We start from the raw sequence: 18761 nt of genomic DNA, 5'->3' as shown, positions 1-18761 counted from the left end.
GTGAGGCCAGACGTTGAAGGTGAAGAAAACCCTGCGCTGGAGCGCTGCCAGCCTGTTGCTGGTTGTTGCCTCGCTGTGGCTGGCTGATCGTCTTTGGCCTCTGCCGCTGCCCAAGGATGACCTGGCCCGTGTGGTACTGGCCGAAGATGGCACCCCGCTGTGGCGCTTTGCCGATGCCAACGGTGTCTGGCGCTACCCGGTGCAGACCCACGAGGTATCACCGCTGTATCTGGATGCCCTGCTGACCTATGAAGACCGCTGGTTCTTCAGGCATCCCGGGGTTAATCCGCTGGCGCTGGGACGTGCCGCCTGGCAAAACCTGAGCGGTGGGCGGGTGCTGTCGGGAGGCAGCACCTTGTCGATGCAAGTTGCCCGATTGCTCGATCCCCATGAGCGCACGCTGTCCGGCAAGCTGCGTCAGCTATGGCGAACGGCGCAACTGGAATGGCACTTGTCCAAGGAACAGATCCTCAACCTGTACCTTAATCGCGCGCCGTTTGGCGGCACCTTGCAAGGTGTGGCGGCGGCCAGTTGGGCGTATCTGGGCAAATCGCCGCAACAGCTCACTCACTCCGAAGCGGCGCTCCTCGCGGTGCTGCCGCAAGCCCCGAGCCGGTTGCGTCCGGACCGTCACCCGGAGCGCGCCCAGGAGGCACGGGACAAAGTGCTGCGGCGATTGGCCGACTATGGCGTATGGACCACAACCGCGGTCAATGACGCCCTGGAAGAACCCCTGTTGCTGGCCCCGCGTCAGGAACCGAACCTCGCACCGTTGCTGGCCCGACGTCTTAACCGGCCACACAGCCCGCCACTGATTCGCACCACCCTCGACGCCAGCCTGCAGCGTCGGCTAGAAGACTTGTTATTGGGCTGGCGTGCCCGGTTGCCAGAGCACACGTCGGCCGCCATCGTGGTGGTTGAAACCGACACCATGGCGGTGCGGGCGTATCTGGGATCGGTGGACATCAACGACGCTCGTCGTTTCGGCCATGTCGACATGATCAGTGCCCTGCGCTCGCCGGGCTCCACGCTTAAACCGTTCTTGTACGGGATGGCGATGGATGCCGGGCTGATTCACTCCGAGTCGCTGCTGCAAGATGTGCCGCGTCGCTATGGTGATTATCGGCCGGGCAATTTTTCCATGGGCTTCAGCGGGCCAGTATCGGCCAGCGCGGCGCTGGCGATGTCGCTCAACTTGCCGGCGGTGCAGTTGCTTGAAGCCTACGGCCCGAAACGCTTTGCTGGCGATATGCGCAACGGCGGTGTGCCATTGAGTCTGCCGGCGTTGGCCGAGCCCAACCTGGCGCTGATCCTGGGCGGCGCCGGCAGCCGGCTGGAAGATCTGGTCAGTGGCTACAGCGCGCTGGCGCGGGAAGGGCGCAGCGCCAGTCTGCGTCTGCAGCCCAGCGACCCACTGCATGAGCGGCGCTTGTTATCGCCGGGTTCGGCGTGGATTATCCGGCGCATCCTCAGCGGTCAGGCGCGCCCGGATCGTGACCCGCGTGCCGAACTGGTGCAGCGCCCGCAACTGGCCTGGAAGACGGGCACCAGTTACGGTTTTCGTGATGCCCTGGCGATAGGTGTCGGGCCGCGCTACTTGATCGGAGTCTGGATCGGCCGGCCGGATGGCACGCCGGTACCAGGGCAATTCGGTCTGGCGTCGGCTGCGCCGCTGATGCTGCAAGTTCATGACGTGCTGAGTAATCGCGACAGCCAGCGTGGCATTGTGGCGCGGGTACCGGCAGTGCCCGGCAGCGTCGGGGTAGCCGCTATTTGTTGGCCGTTTGGGCAACCTTTGAACAAGCGGGATCCCAATTGCCGGCGTCAGCGTTTTGCCTGGACGCTGGATCACACCACGCCGCCCACCTTGCTGGCCACTGATCAACCCTTGGGCGTGGGGTTGCGGGAGCGTATCTGGGTCGATCCGCACGGCTTGCGTGTCGGCCCGCAATGCCCCGGGGCACAGGTGCGGGAAGTCGCGGTGTGGCCCGCTCCGCTGGAGCCCTGGCTGCCCCGGGCAGAGCGCCGAGAGTCACGTTTGCCGCCCGCTTCGATTACCTGTGCGCCCCCCGCCCTGAACACGGTCACGGCGCTGTCGATTGTTGGCGTGCGTGAGGGCGACCGCTTGCGACGCCCCGCTGCGAGCCAGACGCTGTTGACCCTCAAGTTGTCGGCGTTGGGCGGGGACGGCCAGCGCTGGTGGTTTCTCAACGGCGTACCGCTGGGTGACAGCGCGCGCCAGGAAACCCTCAACGCGACACTTGAGCAGGCAGGGCGGTATGAGTTGAGTGTGCTCGATGAAAGTGGGCAAACTGCGCGGGTAGAGTTCAGTGTCGTGGAGTGAAGTTTCAGGCGATTGTACGGGCGTGCGTCCACGGCAAAAACGACGTGTTAAGTTGTTTTAACGTTCAACTAAGAATCTTTCGGTGCGCCATTTTACAAGGCGGCACGGTGGGGGTAAAAACGCCACGGTGTTACGGTGTGCAATACCTCGTTTATGCGTAGTTGGCGGGGCACCCGTTTTGGCGGGCTGCCGACAAAACGATGAAGAATTAAAAAGGCCTAAGTTGTCATATGACAACTTAGGCCCTTGTCTTTTTGCAGTGCTTCCCACGTAGAAAAAAACACGTTATGTTTTTTCACGCTATCCAAAGCTGTCGGCGTGGTGAAGGGACGCGTTCTCTATTAAAGGGCGCCTTCAATTTGCGTGAACATTGCCGTCACAGCAGCTGAAATGGTCGGTACAAACGCCACCAGCGCCACCGCCACCATGCCCGCAATGAGTGCGTATTCAATACCCGATGCGCCTTCCGTGCGCTTTGCAAACAACATGGCCTGGTGTTTAAGGAATGCCTGGGCCGGCACATACACTTTCAGAACAGTATTCATAATCATCTGACAACTCCTTGATGCGTCGGGGTGAGCACTGCGGCACCGTGTGGGGTGCTAGAAGATGCTTGTAGGGTAATTCCCATTTGCCATTACAGCATTGGCAATAATTCATTAATGAGCAACTGTAATAACTAGCTAATTATAAAGTATTAATCCAAACGAGTTTTGGACGAGAAATGCGTTCTAAATCAAAGTATTTATAAATTCTTGGAGATTTTTAGACGAGCTAATGGCATTTTGGTTCGCCTGCGCTACTTTCACATAGCAAAATGATTGAGTCAGTGTGATCTGTTCATCGTTGCCTGATGGTGCGTGATTTATTGGATCTGCAGTACGCCGTGAGGAAAGGGAGTTTAACTATGAACAATCGACGCAGTTTGATATTGGCCGCGATTTTGTTTATCGGCGCTATTGTGGCAGGTTACTGGGGGTTGGTATTGACCCGGCAACAACCGATCGCGACAGCCCCGGTGGTTCAGACCGTTGAGCAGGGGGTGGCGACAGTTGAGGATCAGACCCGGCAGCCGGTCGTGGTGTTGGCCCGTGATGTTCCCCCGCATGTGGCCCTGACAGCCGCTGACCTGTCCCTGGAGAAATTGCGCACCGCGCCACCCGGCAGCCTGACATCGATCGATCAGGCTGTGGGGCGTACGCCATGGCGTGCACTCACCGCAGGGACCTGGCTGAGCGAGCAAAGCTTTGACGTTGGAGGGCCCTTGGCCCGCATGATCCGTCCGAACGAACGTGCCCTGGCGGTGGCCATCGACGAGGTTGCCAGTGCGGGCGGCCAGTTAATCCCCGGCGATTACGTCGACATCTTGTTGTTTCTGCGTCAGGACACCGATAACCCGCAGCAGTCGGCGCAGGTGGTGGTGCCTGCCGTGCGGGTGTTGAGTGTGGGCGAAGAGCTGGGCCTGACCAGTGACGGTCAATTGGCAGGCCGCCCCTTGACTGCCGAAGAGGCGCAGCAGCAAGCACTGCGCCGTGTCAGTGCCCGGACTGCGGTGCTGGCCGTTCCCGAACCCTTGCTCAATCAACTGATGCTCGCCACTCAGGCCGGCACCTTGCGGTTGGCCGTACGCAGTGCCCAGGAACAGCGCCTGAGCAAGTACTGGGCTGGCGAGCAAGACGCCCCCACCAACCTGGAGAACGCCAAGCGCAGCCTTTACCAGTTCAACCAATTGGCCCTGGCCGGCCCGGTGAAAGCCCCGGCTACGCGTTATTCGGGTCCTGCGCACGTGCGTGGCATTGAAATTATTCGGGGCAATCAAACCGCCCAACAGCCTGCTCAATAAAAAACCTGATTTGCAAGGGAAGCCCAGCATGAGTCGTCGTTGCGTTCCGCTGTACAAACGAGCTGCCTGGACTCTGATCTTAAGCAGCCTGCCATTTGAAATGGTGGTGGCCAATTGTTCGGCTCTCGAACCATTGCCTGCAGTCCTGGAAGTGGCCCAAGGGACACAGAAAGCGCTGGAGTCTGCGGTGAATATTTCTCGCATTGCAGTGGGCGATCCGACCATCGCCGATGTGCATGCCAATGGCAGCAATGCCTTTTTGCTGACGGGCATGGCCCCGGGCACGACCAGCCTGATGGTCTGGACAGCCTGTTCCAAACAGCCGCGCCAGAGCATGGTGTTCGTCAAGGGCAAGGCGACAGAGGGCTTCACCGGGGCATCGGTTGTGCCCTCTGAAGACCCGACACTTTCCAGTCAGGTACAAACTGAAATTCGGTTTGTTGAAGTCAATCGCACTAAATTGCAGGAAGCCAGCACTTCGATTTTCGGCGTGGGCACTAACTTCTTGCTCGCGTCACCGGGGTCATTTCTCAGCAATGCCGAAGGGCTTATCACTGGCGGCCCGGTCGCGAACGACAAGTACTTCAATATCGGTTTCGGCGGCGGTCGGGTCAAAGCCATGATCAACGCACTGGAAGGCAGCGGTTTTGCCTACACCCTGGCGCGTCCGACGCTGGTTGCGTTGAGCGGCCAGAGTGCGAGCTTTCTCGCGGGGGGTGAAGTACCGATCCCGATCCCCAGCAGCGGCAGCGATAACGTGTCGATCGAGTACAAGGAGTTCGGTATCCGCCTCACGCTGACCCCGACTGTCGTGGGGCGCGACCGCATCCTGCTCAAGGTGGCGCCAGAAGTCAGTGAGCTGGATTACACCAATGCCGTGAATATCGCCGGAACCCTGGTCCCGGGCCTGAATGTGCGCCGCACCGATACCAGCATCTCCCTGGCCGATGGCGAGAGCTTCGTGATCAGTGGCCTGATCAGTACGCGCAACACTTCACAGGTGAACAAATTCCCGGGCCTGGGCGACATACCGATTCTGGGCGCTTTTTTTCGCGACTCCAACATCAGCCGCGAAGAGCGTGAGCTGTTGATGATCGTGACGCCACGACTGGTTCAGCCGTTGGCGGCCAACGCACCGTTGCCTTCATTGCCGGGCGAAAAACTGCGCAATTACGACCCTAACTGGTATCGCCTGTACTTCCTTGAAAACGGTAATACCAATCGCCGTAGCGGGTTATCTCAATGAGCGAGAACTTGAGTCAGACGTTCCTCGCGCTGACGCGCAACAGCACTGATCTTGAATGGCTGCAAGGGGCTCTGGCACCGCTGGGTCAAGTGGTCGGTGCAGGTCCCGGCAGCAGCCTGGATGAGTTGTTGGCGCTGGTGGATGTCACGTTCGCCGGCTTGATCTTTGTCGGTCTGGACCGAGACAAGGTGGTGTCCCAATGCGCGCTGATTGAAGGTGCGCTGGAGGCCAAGCCGATGCTGGCGATTGTTGCCCTCGGCGATGGCATGGATAACCAGCTGGTACTCAATGCCATGCGCGCGGGTGCGCGGGATTTTGTCGCTTACGGTTCACGCTCCAGTGAAGTGGCCGGGCTGGTGCGTCGGCTGAGCAAGCGCTTGCCACCGGTCACTCCGAATGCCGAGCTGGGCGGGCTGAGCGTATTGTTCAGTGCACAATGCAACGCCGACGGTGCGTTGCTCGCCAGCCACTTGGGGTTGGTGGTGCAGAAACATGAAGACAAAACCCTGTTTCTCGACCTTGGGGTGCCCCGCGGGGATGGCCTGGCGTTGCTGGGCCTTGAGAGCTCGTTCTTTTTTGGTGATGCCTTGCGTCATTTGCGCCGCTTGGACAGCACCCTGATTGACAGCGCGTTTACCAAAGCCCCCGGTGGTTTGCGGATTCTGGCCCACAGCAACAACGATGAACCACTGGAGCACACCAGTGCGGCCGAGTTGTACATGTTGCTCAGTGCCCTGCGTCAGCACTTCCAGCACATCGTGGTCAACCTCACCGGCCAGCCGGACAGCGAGGCGTTGCGCACATTCGTCAGTCACTGCGACACGTTGCTCTGGTACACCGATCAAAATGTCCTCGATTGCCGCCGCAATCTTGACGTGCTCAGTGCATGGCGGGCCAAAGGCATGGGGCTCGACCATGCCACATTGCTGGTTGACCGTTATATACGCGGTGTTGCACCGGATGCCGATGCCCTGGTCAAGAGCTTTGGATTTGACCTGGCCAGCACCTTGCCGCTCAGCCCGGAGCTACGGCTCAGTGCCAAGAACCAGGCCATCACCTTATTTGACCTGGGGCCGCGCGAAGCCCTGAGCCAAGGCTTGAAGAAGCTTGGCGAGCGACTGGCGAAAGGCTCTAAAGGGGCGCCGCAAGGTGTCACCAAACCGGGTGCCTGGTTGAGTCGTCTGTGGGGGGCCAAATGAATAAAGAACTTCTGTTCGGCTCAAGCCTGAACAAGGACGGGCGTGCAGACCATGACGGTCTGAAACTGGTGCTGCATCGCTACATCATCGATGCCATTGAAGAGAACGGGAATAATCTGCTGGAAGGCTCGCGTGTTGCCCTGGCGCAGTTTGTAACCGAGCGGGTTGCCGAGTACGTCTCGCGCCTGCACCTGGCCATTTCACGTTACGAAATGGAGCGGCTCGCTGAAGAAATCGTCGACGAACTCACGGGCTTCGGGCCGCTTGAAGTCTTGCTGCGCGATCCGGCAGTCACTGAAATTCTGGTCAACGGCCCGCACCGGGTTTTTGTCGAGCGCGAAGGCATCCTGTTTCAAAGTGAGCTGCGGTTTATCGATGACCATCACGTAGAGCGTGTGATGCAGCGCATTCTGGCTCCGTTGGGGCGGCGTCTGGACGAGTCGTCGCCCATGGTCGATGCGCGCATGCCCGACGGCAGCCGGGTGAACGCGATCATCCCGCCGATTGCGCTCGATGGCCCGTGCCTGTCGATTCGCAAGTTTCGCAAGGACATGCTCAAAAGCAGCGACCTGGTTGCGATGCACACCATCGATCAGGCCATCCTCGAGTTCCTCCAGGAGGCCGTCAGCAAACGCTGCAATATCCTGATCAGCGGCGGTACCGGTACCGGTAAAACCACGCTGCTGAACATTCTCAGTCAGTTGATCGACCCTCATCAGCGGCTTGTGACCATTGAGGACGTGGCCGAATTACAGCTGGGGCATCCCCACGTTGTGCGCCTGGAGACACGTCCGCCGAATGCCGAAGGGCACGGTGAAGTCAAAGCCAGCGACCTGATTCGCAACGCTCTGCGGATGCGCCCGGATCGCATCATTCTGGGCGAGATCCGTGGTGTGGAAGTACTCGATGTCCTGACTGCGATGAACACCGGCCACGATGGTTCGATGAGCACCGTCCACGCCAACAACGCACAGGACGCCTTGCTGCGTCTGGAAACCCTGGTTGGCCTGACCGGGCGCACGGTGGCAGAAAAGACCTTGCGTCAGATGATCTGCGCCGCACTGGATGTGATTATTCAGCTGACCCGCATGCCCGACGGGCGTCGTTGCGTCAGCGAAGTGCTGGAAGTGGTCGGGGTACGTGACGATGTGTATGTCACCAATACCTTGTTCCGGCTCGATAAACGCACAGGCTATGGATTTGTGCGAGACGCCCTGAACCCGGCGGGTGACAAGTTGCGCCATGCGCCGATTCTGAATTCAAACGGCTGAGGGACTGCAAATGATCCCGGCCTTACTGCTATTCATGATCAGCCTGATGATGTTCGGATTGTCGCTGCGTCTGGTGTACACCGTCTTGCGTGACCCGGCGACCAACCGGGTACTGGAACGCCTGGGTGCGGCTCAGCCAGCGCTGGGGCAGAAGAGCATGAGCGTGGCATGGCTGGACAGGGCCTTTCTTCAGGCGGGTCTGGGGCGGCCTTCTGAGCGTATTGGGTTATGGCTGGCGATATGGGGCGGGGTGGCGCTGCTGGGCGGCTTGATCGGCGGCTGGGTGCTCCTGTTTGCGCTTCTGATATTGCCACCGTTGCTGCTCAAGCTGTTTGTCAGTTGGCGTTATCAGCGCCGGGTAAAGCGCATGGTCGAGCAGTTGCCACAGTTGCTCGATTCTTGCGTGCGCAGCCTCAAGTCGGGGCGGACCCTGGCCGATGCCGTGTTGCACGCGATCGAGTCATCCAGCGACCCGCTCAAGAGCAGCATCAGTCGGGTGTCGCGCAACGTGCAATTGGGGGTGAGTTTGCCCGAGGCGGTACAGGATTTCGCCGAGCTGTATGAGCGTGAGGAATTCCGCATGTTCGCCCTGGGATTGAAGGTCAATTATCGCTATGGCGGTAACGCCAGCGAACTGCTGGAAAACCTGATTGTGCTGATCCGCGAGCGTGACCAAGGGGCTCGCAGGCTCAGGGCCATGACCGGTGAAACACGCATTACGGCGCTGGTCCTGGCGGTATTGCCGTTGCTGGTGGGCGGTTATTTCATGCTCACCAATCCGAAGTATCTGCTCAACATGTGGCACGACCCGGCGGGCCAGTTCGCGTTGCTCACGGCCGTTATCATGCAGACGATAGGCTGCCTGGCATTGTGGCGTATGGTACGGAGCGTATGACATGGCTTTTGTGATATGTGCCGTTTTGCTGATGGGTGCTCTTGGGCTGCTGATCTATAACGTGGTCCAGAATCGGATGCGCCATCAGCGGGTGATACAGCGTCTGGAAGGTGACAAAACCGGGCCCGGCAAGTTCAGTGAGTGGATGCGGGCATTGGGCAGCAGCAAGTACGGGCAGCGATCGGTTTCGATGGATTCCGAAACCCAAACCTTGCTCAACCGTGTGGGGTGGCGAACGGCTAGCCAGCGCTCGCTGTTTGCCGCATTCCAGATCGGCATTCCGGTGGCGTTTACCGGGCTAGTGTTTTTGGGCTATGAACTGTTTTTTCCGCGCTCAGGCAATCTGCTGATCGTGCTGCTGTTCGCCCTGGCCTTGGGGTATCTGATCCCCAAGCGTTTGTTGGCTTATGCCGCGAAACAGCGCCAGCAGCAGGCAGCCATTGAGATTTCAACGTTTATACCGTTGCTGCGAATTCTGTTTGAGTCCGGGATGGCTGTCGAACAGGCGCTGCGGGTATTGAGTCAGGAGGCCCGGCAGCTATTGCCGGTACTCACCAGTGAGTTGCAGGTGGTGCTGGCCCGGGTGGACTCCGGGCTGGAGTTGAGCCGCGAGTTGAATAAAGCTGCCAGTCTGCTGGCCGTGGATGAGTTCGATGACACCTGCGTCATCCTTCAGCAATTGATTCAACAGGGCGGAGGGGCGATGAAGTCGCTGCAGTCGCTCAAAGAGTTACTCGATGACCGGCGCCTGACGCGCATGGAGGAGTACATCTCAAAAATGTCCGCCAAGATGTCAGTGGTGATGATGACGTTTCTGTTCCCGGCGCTCCTGATTGTATTGGGCGGGCCGAGTTTTCTTGCCATGGCACGAGCCTTTTCCTCTTGATCGGGAGTATGTACATGAGAGCTGTCATCGTCGCCTGTGGGCTGTTGCTGTTGGGCGGCTGTGCAACGGACGGGCAGAGTAATCCGCCGTGGGCAGGCCTGACTGGCAGCAGTTGCACCAAGTTGAGTGGCGATCAGGAGTTGTCGCTGAACCTGGCCGACGACATGGCCAGGGAAGGCAAGCTGCACGCCAGCCTGGCCAACCTGCAAAGCCTGCCGGAGCGCCAGGCCCAAGTGCAACTGCGCAAGGCGCGGATCTATCGCCAGCTGGGACGGGCTGAAGCCGAGCCGTTGTATCGCGGATTGCTGGGCACCTGCCTGGAGGCTGAGGGCGAGCATGGTCTTGGGCAATTGGCTGCGGGGCGCGGCAATTATCCATTGGCCACCTCTCACCTGGAGCGAGCAGCGAAGCTGGCGCCCACCGATGACAAAATTCGCAATGACCTGGGGGTGGTCTATCTCAATCAATTGCGCATCGATGATGCCCGCTTTGAGTTTTTGACCGCACTGGAGCTCAAGCAAGAGGACTCCCTGGCGGCGCTCAATCTGGTGACTTTGTTGCTCTTTCAGGACAACTGGAGCCAGGCCTCGGAGCTTGTGACCCGTGCCGGACTGACGCCTGAACAAGTGAGCGATGCACAGGCAAGGGCGATCGAGCTCAAAGCCCAGACCGTGAAAGTCATTAGCCCGGTGGCTGCAATCCATTAATGCGTTGGAGTTTTGCCATGATCTTTTCTATTCGTATGGGTGTGATGCTGGCCATGCTGCCTCTGGTTGCGATGGCCATTGAACCGGGGCCTGCGTCCAGTGCCCAGCAAGAAACCGAAAACTGGCTGCATCTGCAGAGCAGCGGCAAAGCCCGGTCGTCGATACAGCAAGTGGCAACTCCGGCGGAACGCGAGCGCAGTCTGCAACGCTGGCTTGACAGCTACACCCACCCGATTCCCGAATACTACGGGCAAAAAGAGGGCGGCTCTGCCAAGCCGGATTGAGTCGGGCGCCGTGACAGCACCCGGGATTAATGCGAGGTGTGCTGATGCGGTTTGGCGTAGGCACCCGGGGACAAGGCCAGCGCCAGTTGGGTTCGATTATTCATGTGGGTCAGGCGCAGCACTTGCGACACATAGAGTTTGACGGTGTTTTCAGTGATGCCCAGATCACAGGCGATCTGGTAATTGGTTTGGCCTTTGCCCACCAGTTTTGCCACATCCATCTGGCGCGGTGACAGCTGTTCGAAAATCGAAGGGATCTGGACTTCGCTCAAGACCCGCTCGGCAGGTGGTTCAGGGGCTCGATGCGGGGGGCGTAGCACGGACTCCATGTCGTGATAAAGATCATCGATGGACTCGGCTAAAAATTGCAGTTTCTGGTTCAGGTGGCCCAAGTGATCATTTCGTTGCCGATCAAGCAGTATCGTTTCCTGACGCTGAATGCCTTCGAGCAGTTCGTTGAGATCGATCGGTTTTTGATAGTAATCAGCGATGCCAATTCGCAAGGCCTTGATCACATCCTGTTTGTCCGCGCGGCCCGTGAGCAGAATGCTTTCGAAGGCCCGTTGCCTTCCGGCGATTTTTTGCAAGTGCTGTGTCAGCTCAATACCGTCCATGTCCGGCATGTGCAGGTCGCACAGCACCAGAGCGATTTTCGGATCGGCGACAAATGCAGCGATGGCTTCACGGCTGGATAGGCAGGGCACGCAGGTATAGCCGCTGCTTTCCAGGAATTCACACAGTTCTTCGACGATCATGGGCTGGTCGTCGACGACGAGTATTTTTATTAGGGGGGTGAGCTTGTTCACGCGTTACTCCATGCCTGGCAAGCCAATCTAAGGCGTCCTTTACCATTCATTGAATGGGGGTGTATAGAACATAGCCGTACTTTTACACACTGTACAACTATTAAATCCTACGTTTTGGCTAGGGTATGCACAAGACCGTGAGACTAAAACCGCATAGCAGAAACGGTGCAAATGGCAGTTTTTTTGACGGTTCACCCATGCGTTCGGGTGTAGGTGGAGTAACCCGTTGATTCAGCAACGAGCAGATTTTGGGGGAGAGCCACCACCACAGTCCTGCGCTGAGCCCGGCGCCGATAAATGTGCCCAGCAGCATCAGGCGATCGCTTGCCAATGCCAGGGCCATTAATAATTTCACATCACCGGCCCCCAGCTTGTTGAGGGCATAACCGGGGAGGGTCAGCGCCAATGCAATCAGCAATGCCCAGCCGCCCTCGGCAGCGCTGGCGCCCAGCCAGGTATGCCCGGTCCAGAGCAGGTAGAGCAATGCCAGCGCCGCGGCCCCGAAGGTCAGCCAGTTGGCAATGTGGCGTTGCAGCAGATCCTGGATAGCGCAGGCGCCGAACCACAGCAATACAACCCATAATTGGATCACGTAATTAACATCCCTTTTTACGAATGATTCTATGATGATATTACGTTAAGTCGGCAGGGTAGATGCAGTCATGAAAATGGGCCTTTCCCACAAGCAAAAAGGTGCTGCCGCGATAGAGTTCGCGCTGGTGTTCGTTATTTTCTTTTCCGTGTTGTACGGCGTGCTCAGCTACAGCTTGCCGTTGTTGCTCATACAGTCGTTCAACAATGCGACGGCCGAAGCCGCGCGGCGCAGCGTGGCGGTGGATCCTACTCTGGCTGCAGCGACCTACAAGCTAAAAGTTGAAGAGGTTGCCAAGGCTGTACTGGACAATAAGCTGACCTGGGTGCCATCTTCGATCAGCGGATCCCTCGTCAAGACAGCGGTCTACAACGCGGGTGAGTTGATCGTGACCGTCAGCCTGCCGGCCACTGCGTTAAGCAACATCATGCCGGTGATCACGTTGGGGACGATCACGGTGCCTAAACTGCCCACCGATTTGAGAGCTCAGTCGAGTCTCAAGTTTTGAGCCACGGTGAGCGCTTGTTCGCCCGGTTGTTAAAGCGCAACAGCGAGCCAGCCCCCGGGACGACGGGGTTACCGCCCGGCAGCGAGACGGGCCTGCAACTGTTGCTCGATCAGCGCGGGTACGTGATCGAGGCCCGCGGCGCGCAACGTTATGGTCTGGCTCAACTCAGCGAAGGTGCACCGCGTCTGTTGCGGGACTATCTGGTACCGGGCAGCACGCTGGCGCTCGAAGGTGTACCGGCAGACTGGACCGGGCACAGCCTTGATCTCGACTTCCAGGGCGCCGGACAACTCGTGGTTCACACCCGCGGCTGGCTACAGCCCCACGCCGACGGCTGGTTGTTGCAGTTGCTGGATATCACCGACTTGATGCTGGGTACGCAGCAGGCGCGCAGCCGTCAGTACTGCACGCAATTGAGCCTGAGCATGACCGAGCAACTGCGCCAGTGCAGCCTTGAGCGTTTGCCCGTGGTGATGCTCGAGTCGCTGCAGCGGCTCGCCCAGCATTGGCATGTGCCCTGTGTAGCGCTGGCCCTGCGCGATGATGCGCAGCCGGGTTGGCGTCTTTATAGCGCCTTTAACGCTTTTGACGCTCCGCAGCTCTGGTCCGCAGGGCAAATGATTGGCGCAGAACTCAACAGTTACAGTGGTGCTCAGCGTCTCGACCTGCAGCGTCAGGCAACAGAGGAACAGCTCCGGCTGGACAGCCTGTTCGGTCATGCCGAAGGCCTGCACGTGCCGTATCGTGATCATTGCGGGCTGTCAGCGTGGCTTCTGTGCGGGTTTTATCCGCGGTCGGCACATTCAACCCTGATGAGCGAGAGTGACTGGTCGCAAGTCTGCGCGGCGCTGGCCGGGCCACTGCTGGCGCGTTTACGCGAAAAACAGCAAGTCGAGCACCGCGACCGTATGGAGTCCCTGCAAGGGTTGCTGGGCACGGGCTGGTGGGAGTGGTCCCTCGGCGATCAACAACTGCAAGTTGCCCCGCAATTGGCCAACAGTTTGCTATTGGCGCCCGGTGCGTACTCGATGAGCCGTGAAGCGTGGCTGGCACTGTTCCACCCCGCAGACCGCGACGAGCTCAGTAGTCGGTTCAATGAGTTGCTGGAGCATGACAAAGGGATGTTGCTGAGTGTGCGCCTGCATCAGCCATCCAGCAGCGAACCGCCTCAGTGGTATCGAATCCAGGGCCAGGCACAGGGTGCTGGCAGTCAGCGCCGCATCGTGGGCTTCATGCTCGATGTCAGCCTGATTAAAAACCAGCAACTGCAGGCCGATGCGGCCCATGCTCGACTTGATAACCTGATCGCCAGTTCACCGGCGGTGATTTACGTCCAGCGCTATGAAGAGGGGGCGTTGCTGCCCGCTTTTTTCAGTGCCAGCCTGCAACCGCTCTTGGGCTGGTCTCTGGAAGACTGCACCAGCGCCGCGTTGATCGAATGGATTCACCCCGATGATCGCGAGCAGTATTTTGAGCGCAACCGGCAACTGCTGCGCGATGGCAGCGCCCGTGCCCGCTATCGCCTGCGTGATCAACGTGGCAATTATCACTGGTTGCTGGATGAGGCCAAATTATTGCGGGATGACCTCGGGCTTCCCGTGGAGGCCGTCGGGTTATGGCTGGATGTCACCGAGGCCACCGAGACGGCCGAGCGGGTCAAACGCAGCGAAGAACGCTACCGGGTGCTGGTCGAGGACTCGCCGGCAATGATTTGCCGCTACCTGCCTGACCTGACCCTGACCTTCGGCAACCAGCCGCTGGCGACGTATCTGGAATGCACCCCTGCACAATTACCGGGGATCGACCTGGGCAGCTGGCTCTCAGCGGAGCAGCGTGCAGCCTTTGTGCAGCGCATTGCCAGCCTGACGCCGCAAAACCCGGTGAGCCTGGCTGAAATCAGCCTGCAATTGCCGGGGCGTGAACATGCGTGGTGGGTATGGTCAGACCGGGGCGTGTTCGATGCCCAGGGCAACTTGCTGGAAATTCAGGCCGTCGGCCGGGATAACACGGAGTTGCGGCGATCCCAGCAGCAACTGACCCACAGCGCAAAAATGGCCACTTTGGGTGAAATGGCCACCGGCTTGGCCCACGAGATCAACCAGCCCTTGAACGTGATGCGCATGGCGGTCGTCAATGTCCTCAAGCGCCTGAGCAACGGTGATGTGCAGGTGGACTACCTGCAAGACAAACTCAGCCGCATCGACTCGCAAATCCAGCGCGCGGCGCGGGTGGTTGATCACATGCGGGTGTTTGGTCGTCGCTCTGAAATCGAGCAGCAAGTTTTCAATCCGCATCAGGCAATGGAAGGCACGCTGGCCTTGTTGGCGGAAGGGCTGCGCGGCAAAGGTGTAGAGCTGCGCAGCGAAGGCCTGGCGTGCAGCGTGCTCGTACGCGGTTATGTAGACCAACTGGAGCAAGTGCTGATCAACCTGGTGGTGAACGCCCGTGACGCCCTGATGAGCAAGCGCGAAACCGACCGCGACTTCCAGCCCTGGATCGCCCTCAGCGCCGAGGCCGTCGGCAATAACGTCTGCCTTTGGGTACAGGACAACGCCGGCGGCATCGACCCGCGTCTGCTGGAGCGGGTTTTCGAACCGTTCTTCACCACCAAGCCCATCGGCCTCGGCACCGGCCTGGGCCTGTCCGTCAGCTACGGCATCATCGACAACATGGGCGGCCGGCTCAGCGTCAGCAATACCGGGCCGGGCGCCCGGTTCTGTGTGGCGTTGCCGGTGGTGGAGGCCGGAGGCTTGCTAGAGCACTAGTTGAGGGTGTCCGCCCTGATTGCAGGAGAGGTTGGCGCCGATTTCAGCGTTGGCGAGGCCCACGCCAAGAGCGCTGAGTACGCTGTTCACAATAGGGTCGAGCAAGTTGGACAGCAGCTCTTTCAGGGCGGTGGACAGAATGGTGGTGATTTGGTTGACCAGCCCGGCCACTGCCGCCAGTGCATCATTGGTAATGTTGCCGGTCTGGGGGGTGTAAGTGACCAATAATTTGTTAGCCAGAGAGTCGCCCAGACTTTTAATGATGTTTGGATCACCGGGGAGTGTTTTCCAGGTGAGTGGCGTGTTGACGTTGGTTAGCGTGGGGGCAGAGAAAATAACCGGCGCGGTTTTGCCGGCAAGCTGAGTTTGAACCTTGAGCCCCAGTCCTCCACCCTTGCCCACCTGGAGAGGGCCACAGAGCAAAAGAACTGAGCACTTGGTGATATCAATACTGATGAGCTTCACCGGCTCCACCGCCAGAAAATTCTCTTTGTTGATTTCGATGGTTGAAGGAAATGCGCCGTTAGCGGGAGGTGTACCAATGCTCAGTTTGGCGGCCGCGCTCGAAGATTGAGCGGTCAAACTTTTGGTCGCTGGGCTTGAACAGTTATAGGCCGTGACATAGCTGTTGGCGCTGGCGGCTTCGAGGAAAATATCCAGGGATGAGGCAATACTCAGTGAGGATCGCTCGCAGGCCACGAGGCAACTCAAAACGCCGACCAGATCCAGATGTAAAAGGCTGTTGACCACACTGGTCAGCGGGGACAGGAGTTGAGTGAGCGCCGAGGTGATTTGCGAGACCAGCTTTAACACCACCAGATCAATATGGATGTGGGTTTGGACTTGCGCAGTTTTTACAAAAATTCGATTGGGGCCGTTCAAAGGGTCTTTAATGGCCAGCGCGGGATTACCCACCATTGATATCTGTGCGGGTTCAATGACTTTAAGTTTCAGCGTCACGTTGCCGACCAGTGGAATAGACGAGTTGATGTCGGCGGAAATGGCACTTTTTCCGTTTGACAGTTGAACGATCCCTTGAAGTAAGTCAAACACTCTCAGGTCTGTATTCAGGCCTGCGTTTGATGTGCCGTTTTGAATTTTAATCAAATCCCCCAGTTTTAATATCTGGGTATTACTGGCAATCAACTTAATGGCTTTAAGGGCGTTCAATGCGACCGATGCTGCCGGGCCTCCTTTCTCCAGGACATTCACCGCGGCGTTGATGAGTTGAGTCGCGCTGACCGTCGTATCCAGCAACTGGTTGTAATTGCCGGCCGTCAGGTTCAGGTCGATGGCGAGCTGATCCAGATAACTGAGCAGGTTGATGTTCGTGGTCGCCAACCCATTCCACGATACGAGTGTCAGGTCCAGCTTTCCGCCTAACAGGCCACCGAGGACACCGTTAAGAAGTGTTGATTTCGAGCTGTCTATCGTTCCGAGTGCGGTCCGAATACTCAGCATTGCAAGAGGCTGGCCTCCAATGGCCCCCACCGCACTTGCCGTCAGATTTTTATTGAGGTCAACCCCGGCCACTGAAAACAGGCGCCACAATCCCACGGCCACGCTGGTGGGGACGGCGGTGGTGGCGATCACGCGGATGGCATCTGACTTGCTGTTGTCGGCGACGAAGGTGCGCAGGCCGTCAATGGTATTCAGGGTTCCGCACGTAACGCTCACCGGTTGGGGGAAGCCATTGCGGCTGGCGCTTTCGTTGGCGAAGGTGGTGGCGGTACCGCTCGTGCAACTTCCTCCGCGGCCGACCGCTTCAAGCACTGCCAGGTCCGCTACCCGCTGCAACTGGCGTTGTTCCAGGTAAAGGCGCCCGCTGTCGACCACCAGCAGCATAAAGAGCAGTGCCATCCCCAGCACGATGGCAGCCATTAAACCGATTGCACCACGCTGTGGCTGCGGGCCCTTGAAACGGGCACCACGAAGATGGGGAGACATCGAGTACTCCTTATGCCGGAACAGAGGCCGACGCTAACTCTCCAAAGGTGCAGGGAGTGTAGCCAAGAAGCGATTGCAATGCTGGCAATTTGCCGGGTTTATATAAGTAATGTGAGCCATTGATCAGAACTTTTTGGCCCACGCTCGAAAACACGGTTTAAACACTAATGGACTCACGAAAGTATTAATACGTTATGAGTTACAGGCAGCCATAAGTGAGTGTGTGTTGCCCCGTGAGTGACCTTTACTTGGGGGGGTAGTTACTCAGAATTTTACTGGCCGCGTTATGAATCGCTGCATTACGTTCGGCGGGCGTCGGGCGCGGGTTGACGATTTGTTCAGCGCTGCCTCGCCACACCAGTTTGCCATCTCGGGCATCGAGCAAATCGATTTGCAGGGTGCCGACCTGATAGTCAACGCTGCGGGTTTCGTTATACATCGCAGGGCCCCAGTAGCCACCCCAAGGGCCGCCCCACGGCCCACCATACTGGGTACTGACTTGCTGCTGGCGATTGTCGACGATCAGGTAGGTCTGCACCTGCAGGTCGGCTTTGCTGCCGGCTGCAGCCTGACGCAACCCGCGTTGATCCAGTTGCTCGGCCACGGCCTGACGAATGCGTTGTTCGGTCAGGTCGCTTTTGATGCGCGGGTCGTTGGGGCGGTATTGCAGGCCGGGTTCTTTCCAGGACCAACTGCGGTAGCTGGCAAAGTCGCGGCTGGCATCAAAATCGTGATTCACCTGCGTGGTTTCGCAAGCGCTCAACAACAGGGCCATACCCAATAACAAGAGGCGACGTAACATGATGAATTCTCCGCTTCAACAGCGCTTTATTGGGGAGGATAAGCTTGCACAGCCTTGTTCAACGACTCGCGCAACGCATCACTGCGTTCGCTCAGGCTGCCCCGGCTGCTGGTTTCGGCGCTGGAGCTCCAGACGGGCTGCCCGGTTTTGCCGTCATACAGATTGAGCCGTACCACCATCACTTCAACTTCATAGGTGCGCACGACCGGAACGCGCTGATACATGCCGAACTGGTTGCCATAACGCCCATACGGGTCACCATACATCCCGCCGTATCCACCCCCATAACCATAGTCGTCCTGCACCTGGCGCAGACGTTTTTCGGTGTGCAAATCGGCGCGAACCCACAGATCTGCCGGCCGGCCGACTAGCGCCGGACGCAAGCCGCGCTGATCCAGGGCATTGCTCACGGCTTCAGCGATTTGCGCCGAATCGGCCCAGGCCGTGCCTACCGGCGGGCGACCATTGAGCCAGCCCCAGCTCTGGTAGCGCCCGTAATCTCTGGGCGGCGCGGGGTAGGCGCTCAAGTCCAGGGTGTGGGCGGCTTGAGCCGGGGCCGGCGGCATGGGCAGGGACGTGGCGGTGTAGGGGTTGGGGCTTTGACACGCTCCCAAACCTAAGCTTAAAACGAGTAAGGCAGCACGGCGATACATGATGTTTCCCCCT

General features: G+C 58.8%; 17 protein-coding genes. 11 read left to right on the top strand and 6 right to left on the bottom strand.

What is annotated here, in order from left to right:
- Nucleotides 1-19 precede the first annotated feature (19 nt).
- Nucleotides 20-2344 (top strand): peptidoglycan glycosyltransferase PbpC, encoded by a 2325-nt coding sequence (pbpC, locus tag AWM69_RS15980; RefSeq protein ID WP_373274329.1) that lies wholly within the window; start codon nt 20-22, stop codon nt 2342-2344.
- Between the two features lie 341 nt (nt 2345-2685).
- Here pbpC and AWM69_RS15975 read toward each other — a convergent pair whose 3' ends face one another.
- Entirely contained in the window at nt 2686-2832 is a 147-nt protein-coding gene (locus AWM69_RS15975; protein WP_256930383.1) for a Flp family type IVb pilin, read from the bottom strand.
- Between the two features lie 419 nt (nt 2833-3251).
- Here AWM69_RS15975 and cpaB point away from each other — a divergent pair, with 419 nt between their 5' ends.
- The 8 genes from cpaB to AWM69_RS15935 are packed head-to-tail and all read left to right on the top strand — an operon-like array spanning nt 3252 to nt 10675.
- Nucleotides 3252-4187 (top strand): Flp pilus assembly protein CpaB, encoded by a 936-nt coding sequence (gene cpaB / locus AWM69_RS15970; RefSeq protein ID WP_218727496.1) that lies wholly within the window; start codon nt 3252-3254, stop codon nt 4185-4187.
- Between the two features lie 28 nt (nt 4188-4215).
- Entirely contained in the window at nt 4216-5433 is a 1218-nt protein-coding gene (locus AWM69_RS15965; RefSeq protein ID WP_131653555.1) for a type II and III secretion system protein family protein, read from the top strand.
- The gene (locus AWM69_RS15960; RefSeq protein ID WP_131653554.1) at nt 5430-6632 is read left to right on the top strand and encodes a pilus assembly protein; all 1203 of its coding nucleotides are present in this window, start codon (nt 5430-5432) and stop codon (nt 6630-6632) included. Before AWM69_RS15965 ends, AWM69_RS15960 begins: the two co-directional genes overlap by 4 nt.
- Entirely contained in the window at nt 6629-7903 is a 1275-nt protein-coding gene (locus AWM69_RS15955) for a CpaF family protein (RefSeq protein WP_048382655.1), read from the top strand. The genes AWM69_RS15960 and AWM69_RS15955 overlap by 4 nt, the downstream gene beginning before the upstream one ends.
- Before the next feature lie 10 nt (nt 7904-7913).
- Nucleotides 7914-8798 carry a type II secretion system F family protein gene (locus AWM69_RS15950; protein WP_131653553.1) on the top strand — a complete coding sequence of 295 codons (885 nt, stop codon included), beginning with the start codon at nt 7914-7916 and terminating at the stop codon, nt 8796-8798.
- A 1-nt stretch (nt 8799) separates the two neighbouring features.
- A complete protein-coding gene (locus AWM69_RS15945; RefSeq protein ID WP_218727494.1) occupies nt 8800-9684 on the top strand; it encodes a type II secretion system F family protein in 885 nt (294 codons plus the stop codon).
- A gap of 14 nt (nt 9685-9698) precedes the next feature.
- A complete protein-coding gene (locus tag AWM69_RS15940) occupies nt 9699-10391 on the top strand; it encodes a tetratricopeptide repeat protein (RefSeq protein ID WP_131653551.1) in 693 nt (230 codons plus the stop codon).
- 17 nt (nt 10392-10408) lie between these two features.
- The gene (locus AWM69_RS15935; RefSeq protein ID WP_218727493.1) at nt 10409-10675 is read left to right on the top strand and encodes a DUF3613 domain-containing protein; all 267 of its coding nucleotides are present in this window, start codon (nt 10409-10411) and stop codon (nt 10673-10675) included.
- 26 nt (nt 10676-10701) lie between these two features.
- On the opposite strand, the gene AWM69_RS15930 is transcribed toward AWM69_RS15935, so the two are convergent.
- Together AWM69_RS15930 and AWM69_RS15925 are read right to left on the bottom strand one after the other, a co-directional pair.
- Complete coding sequence (locus tag AWM69_RS15930; protein WP_218727491.1) at nt 10702-11481, bottom strand: response regulator transcription factor; 780 nt, start codon at nt 11479-11481, stop codon at nt 10702-10704.
- A 118-nt stretch (nt 11482-11599) separates the two neighbouring features.
- Nucleotides 11600-12073, bottom strand: coding sequence for a prepilin peptidase (locus AWM69_RS15925; RefSeq protein WP_218727490.1), 474 nt, complete (start codon nt 12071-12073; stop codon nt 11600-11602).
- 70 nt (nt 12074-12143) lie between these two features.
- On the opposite strand from AWM69_RS15925, the gene AWM69_RS15920 reads away from it, so the two are divergent.
- Entirely contained in the window at nt 12144-12581 is a 438-nt protein-coding gene (locus AWM69_RS15920) for a TadE/TadG family type IV pilus assembly protein (RefSeq protein ID WP_218727488.1), read from the top strand.
- Complete coding sequence (locus tag AWM69_RS15915; RefSeq protein ID WP_218727487.1) at nt 12578-15346, top strand: PAS domain-containing sensor histidine kinase; 2769 nt, start codon at nt 12578-12580, stop codon at nt 15344-15346. The genes AWM69_RS15920 and AWM69_RS15915 overlap by 4 nt, the downstream gene beginning before the upstream one ends.
- Here AWM69_RS15915 and AWM69_RS15910 read toward each other — a convergent pair.
- From AWM69_RS15910 to AWM69_RS15900, 3 genes are all read right to left on the bottom strand, one after another.
- The gene (locus AWM69_RS15910) at nt 15335-17293 is read right to left on the bottom strand and encodes a pilus assembly protein TadG-related protein (protein WP_131653545.1); all 1959 of its coding nucleotides are present in this window, start codon (nt 17291-17293) and stop codon (nt 15335-15337) included. The genes AWM69_RS15915 and AWM69_RS15910 overlap by 12 nt on opposite strands.
- 244 nt (nt 17294-17537) lie before the next feature.
- Nucleotides 17538-18095: a DUF4136 domain-containing protein gene (locus AWM69_RS15905; protein ID WP_131653544.1), complete on the bottom strand. Its 558-nt coding sequence runs from the start codon at nt 18093-18095 to the stop codon at nt 17538-17540.
- A gap of 26 nt (nt 18096-18121) precedes the next feature.
- A complete protein-coding gene (locus AWM69_RS15900) occupies nt 18122-18748 on the bottom strand; it encodes a DUF4136 domain-containing protein (RefSeq protein ID WP_218727485.1) in 627 nt (208 codons plus the stop codon).
- Between the last annotated feature and the right edge of the window lie 13 nt (nt 18749-18761).

Source organism: Pseudomonas sp. D1HM (genome assembly GCF_019266105.1).
GTDB lineage: Bacteria > Pseudomonadota > Gammaproteobacteria > Pseudomonadales > Pseudomonadaceae > Aquipseudomonas > Aquipseudomonas taetrolens.
This window is presented reverse-complemented; position numbering and strand designations above follow the sequence as displayed.